The sequence below is a fragment of the Phenylobacterium sp. genome (genome assembly GCF_030697925.1).
Classification (GTDB): Bacteria; Pseudomonadota; Alphaproteobacteria; order Caulobacterales; family Caulobacteraceae; genus Phenylobacterium.
In genome coordinates this window covers 1-4,683 of sequence record NZ_JAUYOJ010000112.1, presented here as the reverse complement: position 1 = coordinate 4,683, position 4,683 = coordinate 1, and the positions used below count along the sequence as shown (strand labels likewise).

The 4,683-nt window shown below is 66.4% G+C and carries 4 protein-coding genes; 1 reads left to right on the top strand and 3 read right to left on the bottom strand.

The genetic code is table 11. From position 1 onward, the window contains the following. Positions 1–118 precede the first annotated feature (118 nt). Complete coding sequence (locus Q8Q88_RS10720; protein WP_305675185.1) at positions 119–2,044, top strand: NAD(P)/FAD-dependent oxidoreductase; 1,926 nt, start codon at positions 119–121, stop codon at positions 2,042–2,044. 283 nt (positions 2,045–2,327) lie between these two features. Here Q8Q88_RS10720 and Q8Q88_RS10715 read toward each other — a convergent pair whose 3' ends face one another. The 3 genes from Q8Q88_RS10715 to Q8Q88_RS10705 all read right to left on the bottom strand — a co-directional run. Continuing rightward, complete coding sequence (locus tag Q8Q88_RS10715) at positions 2,328–2,774, bottom strand: MarR family winged helix-turn-helix transcriptional regulator (RefSeq protein ID WP_305675184.1); 447 nt, start codon at positions 2,772–2,774, stop codon at positions 2,328–2,330. A 43-nt stretch (positions 2,775–2,817) separates the two neighbouring features. Then, complete coding sequence (locus Q8Q88_RS10710) at positions 2,818–4,023, bottom strand: C45 family peptidase (protein WP_305675183.1); 1,206 nt, start codon at positions 4,021–4,023, stop codon at positions 2,818–2,820. A gap of 466 nt (positions 4,024–4,489) precedes the next feature. Continuing rightward, the coding region (locus tag Q8Q88_RS10705) for a hypothetical protein (RefSeq protein WP_305675182.1) at positions 4,490–4,683 on the bottom strand (194 nt) is incomplete at its 5' end.

Genomic DNA, 4,683 nt, shown 5'->3' with positions numbered 1-4,683 from the left:
CGGCCCTCCGACTGGACAGCCAACAATACGGACGATAGTATGACGCAAATGTCGATTCAAGTGTTCAATCGTCGCCCCTGATGCGGGCTCCGGCAGCTCTCCGAGACGAGGAAATATCATGACCCCAACGACGAGCCGTTCCGCGGTCGAGACGTCGTGGACCGACGAGGCGTTGATTGCCGCGGCTCTCGACCAGGCCAACCTCAACGCCTTGCGCATGGCGCTCTACCAGCAGACAGGCGATCCGGACTTGGCGGAGATGCGCGCGGAGCCGAGGCCTATCCGGGGCGGGGCGATGTTCATCCCGGCCCTCGCCCGAGAGGAGCGGTCGATCGTCAAGGCGAAGGCGCTCGCCTATCTGCGCCGCGGCCCGGCCACGCCTGCGCCGCAGCCGACGCTCCAGGAGACCCAAAGCCTGCTCGCCATATTCGGAGCTCCGGCCGAAAGTCTCTCGGCCGCGCGTCTGGCGTTCGAGGAGCTGGCGTTCGAGGACATGCCCAGGACCCTCGCCTGGACGCACGCTCCCAGTCCCCAGGTGCTTGCCCGATATAAGGTGACGATCATCGGAGCCGGTATCAGCGCGCTGTCAGCCGCCATCAGGCTCAAGGCGTTGGGAATACCCTTCGAGATCCTCGAGCGTCAGGCTGGGATCGGCGGCACCTGGCATTTGAACGACTATCCGGAGGCCCGCGTCGACGTCAGCAATTTCGTCTACCAGTTCAAATTCGAGAAGAACTATCCCTGGCAGGGGGCCTTCGCAGCCCAGCCGGAGATCAAAGCCTATCTCGAGTACATCGTCGACAAGTATGGCCTCAGGGACTTCATCAGGCTGAATACCGAACTCACCGAGGGAAACTGGGACGAGGACCGCCAGCAGTGGGCGCTTACCCTACGGGGACCCGACGGACGCGAGCGAACCGCCACCACGAAGATCCTGGTGAGCGCCAGCGGTCTTTTCAGCACTCCAAACCTTCCGGAGATCGAAGGCATCGAGACCTTTAAGGGCAAGGTCTTTCACACCACGAGCTGGGACCACGGCTACAACTTCAAGGACAAGCACATCGCTCTGATCGGGACGGGCTCCAGCGGCGCCCAGCTGATGCCCAGGCTCGCCCGCGACGCCGCCAGTCTCGCCGTCTTCCAGCGCACGCCCAACTGGGTCTTGCCGGTGGAGGCCTATCGCGACCCGGTCACCGCCGAGCAGCGGTGGCTGTTGAACAACATGCCCTACTACTGGAACTGGTTCTGCTACGCGGCCTTCCTGACCGACCTACAGATCGAGCCGTTGCAGGTTCTGGACGCCGACTGGGAGGGCGCCGGCGGCGGCGTCAATGAGCGCAACGACCTGTTGAAGGCCTTCCTCGAAAACCACCTCGAAGAGAAATTCGCCGATCGCCCCGACCTCATCGAGAAATGCCGGCCGAGCTATCCGCCGGCCGCGCGGCGACTGGTGATCGACAATGGCTGGTACGACGCCCTGTTGCAGCCGAGTGTCGCCCTGGTCAGCGAGCCGATCGCCAGGATCACCGAGGACGCCGTCGTCACACGTGACGGCCAGACGCACGCCGTCGACATGATCGTCCTGGGCTCGGGCTTCAAGACTTCCCACTACCTCTGGCCCGCGAGGTATGTGGGACGGCACGGCCGTACGCCGAACGACCTTTGGGCTGCCGACGGTGCGCGGGCCTACTTGGGCATGACCATGCCAGGGTTTCCGAACTTCTTCATGTTCTATGGGCCGAACGGCCAAGCCCGTGCGGGCGGCTTCCACGGCTGGGCCGACACCTGCGCCTGCTACATCCTGAAGATCGTGACCGCCATGATCGAAAGGGGTGCGGACTCGGTGGATGTCCGGGAGGACGTCTTCCGCGACTACAACGCCCGCCTCGACGAAGCCATGACCCCGCTTATCTGGGGCGGTCGCGGGGCCGGAAGCTATTACCTGAACGAACATGGTCGATCCGGGGTGAACATGCCCTGGACGGTGCAGGAGTACTACGCTTGCGTCATGGAGCCGGTCCTGACTGATTTCGAGATGAGATAGGTCGTCAAGAACCCGATCTGCCGGCTGGCAATGCGCCGTCACCACGCTGATGGCGCTCCCTTAACCATCCATGCTTGCGTGGATGGCCGACTCCCATCGACTTTCGCTCAACACGGTCGAGCCGACTTTCGATGCGGAGACAGTTTCAGTCGCCGAAATTGCAGGAAACCCGCTGGGACATGGTCGGCCAGGTCCTGGAGTTCGCGCTTCCGCGAAGCCCGGGCTGGCGCGACAGGCTCTCGGTTGAAGAGGCTCGGCCGACCCAGCGTGCGATGGGCTCGGTTCAGGCCGGCTTCTGCCCGGCCGCTTGCACGGCGCGATCGAGCTGAGCGATGGCTTGGCGCAACGAGTCCACCGGGATCGGCAGGTGGCGTTCGACGTCGGCGACGAGGGTGAGATAGTTCGCGCTCGCCCTCTCGAAGGCCTCCCGCCCTTCTGGCGTCAGCTCGACCAGGAACGATCGCCCGTCCGCGGGGTTGGGGATCCGCTTCAGATGACCACGGGCGTCCATCCGCGAGATGTAGGCGGTCAGCGTGCTCGGCCGCATTCCGACCCACTGGGCCAGGCGCGTCGGCGTGGTCGGACCCTGCACGACGCACAGGCTGTACATCGCAAAGTCGTCGCCGCTGAGCCCGGTGTCGGCCAGCCGCTCGTCGACCGCTCTCCGCACCCGGTGCGAGACCAGCCACAGGTCGAACAGAGACGTGTGCTTGGCCGCGCCTTCGATCATGCCGGTGACCTATCCGTTCGGCGCGGCGCTGACGAGCCCGATTTCAGGCGGCGGCCCGCCCTGCGGCGATGGGGGCAGGATCGAGCGCCAACCGGAGCCGCGGCGAGTACCTCGGCGCGTCGCCTTGATCGTGGAGATAGAAGTCGATGTCCAGGGTGAGGGCCTCGACGTCGTATTGTGCGTTCCACAGCGTCCTGATCATCGAATCCGGCGCCGCGGGAAAGCGCACCGCCGCGGCGGCCGCGGCGATCTGCGCCGGTGTCAGCGATCCCTCGGAGGTGAGCTCGGTCAGCACCCGCATCCGTCGATAGGTGTCACCTTCGCCGGCGGTGTCCGGCAGCTCGGCGACGGAGGGGAACCGGGTCAGCTGGTGGTTGGTCACCACCAGGGGCGCTTCGGCGCCGGCCACGACGGCCGCCCGTCCCGGCGCAAACGGCTCCCACACCGCCGACGCCCCGCCGCGGTCGCCGAGGATGTAGTGACAGCCGAGCGAGGCGGCGTAGTGCTCGATGCTCGCCAGCGCCTCCAACGCCTCTTCGACGGTGGCGCAGGTCTCGAGCAGGAAGTGACCAAGCTCCAGCTCGTTGAGCCCGACGCGCACGCCCCAACTCGGGGGCGCGCCGCTGGCGTCGAGGTCGGCCAGCAGGGCGACTGTCAGGCCGGCGCTGTTGACCCCGTCGAGGCAGCCGCCGAGCAGGTCGTAGGCGCGGACCAGCAGGGTGGCGTGGCCGGTGTCGGGATAGCACTCGATCACATGGGGCCGCGCCGTCATCGCCAGCTGTTCCGGAGTCGAGGCCGGTATCGGCGTCGCGGCGGCGCCATTCGCCGTGGCGAACAGGCCGGCGACGAATTGCGCCAGCGTGCCGGTGCTGAAGTCGTAGTTTCGGCTGAGGCGTCCGTGGCCGTCGATGGTGCGGCCTGGCGGGTGCCAGGCGACGGAACAGCCACCCAGCGACATGAGATAGGGAACCGCGCCGAGATCGACGCTGTCGTCCTCGTAGTCCACGCCGAAGGCGATCGCCGCTCCGCGCATTCGCTCGGCCTGAGCCGGCCAATGTTCCTCGAACCAGGCCCGACGGGCGCGCACCAGGGCCGCGTCCGGGGCCGGGGCGGGGCGCGACCCGTAGTGAGCCGCGCCCAGGGTGGCGAGATGTTGACCCATGTCCTGGTGCGTGCCGCTGAGCACGAGCCGTCGCGCTTCCGTGAAATCGGCCGGGCCGCCGGCGAGAACCGCATCGATTTCGATCATGTCGTCACCCCAAGAACTACGAACTCGAACTAACTAGTACGATATCGTATGAAGATGATCAAGGCTCTTGAGCTCGCGCCACTCTTGGCCAGCGTGTCGTGTACGAAGCAGGCCTGCATCGAGTTACCGATCAGCGCGCCGGGGCGCTTGAGCGGGTGGTCGTGCGGCTGACGATGCAAGCGCGCGATGAAACAACACTGATGGGAAGCGCGCGTACCTTATGCTTCTCCCGCGTCGTCGTCCGGCGGCTTTCACCTAGCGACGACGTCGTGCAGCGACTCCGGCCGTAAGTGGGTGTTGCGGCGCTGCGGCGACGGGCCCGTCCGCCTCTCGACGGCTGCCGTTGGTCGGTAGACCGTCCAGCGAACTCGCCTGCGGTACGAACGTCGCACGCGGGGATGGCTCCGGGGGTCTGGGGCGCTGTCCCGTCAGTTCGAGGTCTTCAGCAGCGCATTGCGCCTGGAGGCTAGCTGGCCTCGCGCGCCAGGTCGGGTGTCGACGTTGCGCCGCGCCGCCGTAGCAAGAGCGACAGGCCCGCCAGGCCGGCCAGTCCCAAGCCGACCAGGAGGAGGCTACGGGTGCGATAACGTGGCCGAACGGCGAAACGGTGGAACAGGCGCTCGTCGGCCGCCCACCAGGCGCCAGAGGGCTTGTGGAATC

What these genes read in the sequence shown, in the direction of transcription:
- Q8Q88_RS10720 (WP_305675185.1), top strand. Translation starts at nt 119, where the DNA reads ATGACCCCAACGACGAGCCGTTCCGCGGTCGAGACGTCGTGGACCGAC.
- Q8Q88_RS10715 (WP_305675184.1), bottom strand. Translation starts at nt 2,774, where the DNA reads ATGATCGAAGGCGCGGCCAAGCACACGTCTCTGTTCGACCTGTGGCTG.
- Q8Q88_RS10710 (WP_305675183.1), bottom strand. Translation starts at nt 4,023, where the DNA reads ATGATCGAAATCGATGCGGTTCTCGCCGGCGGCCCGGCCGATTTCACG.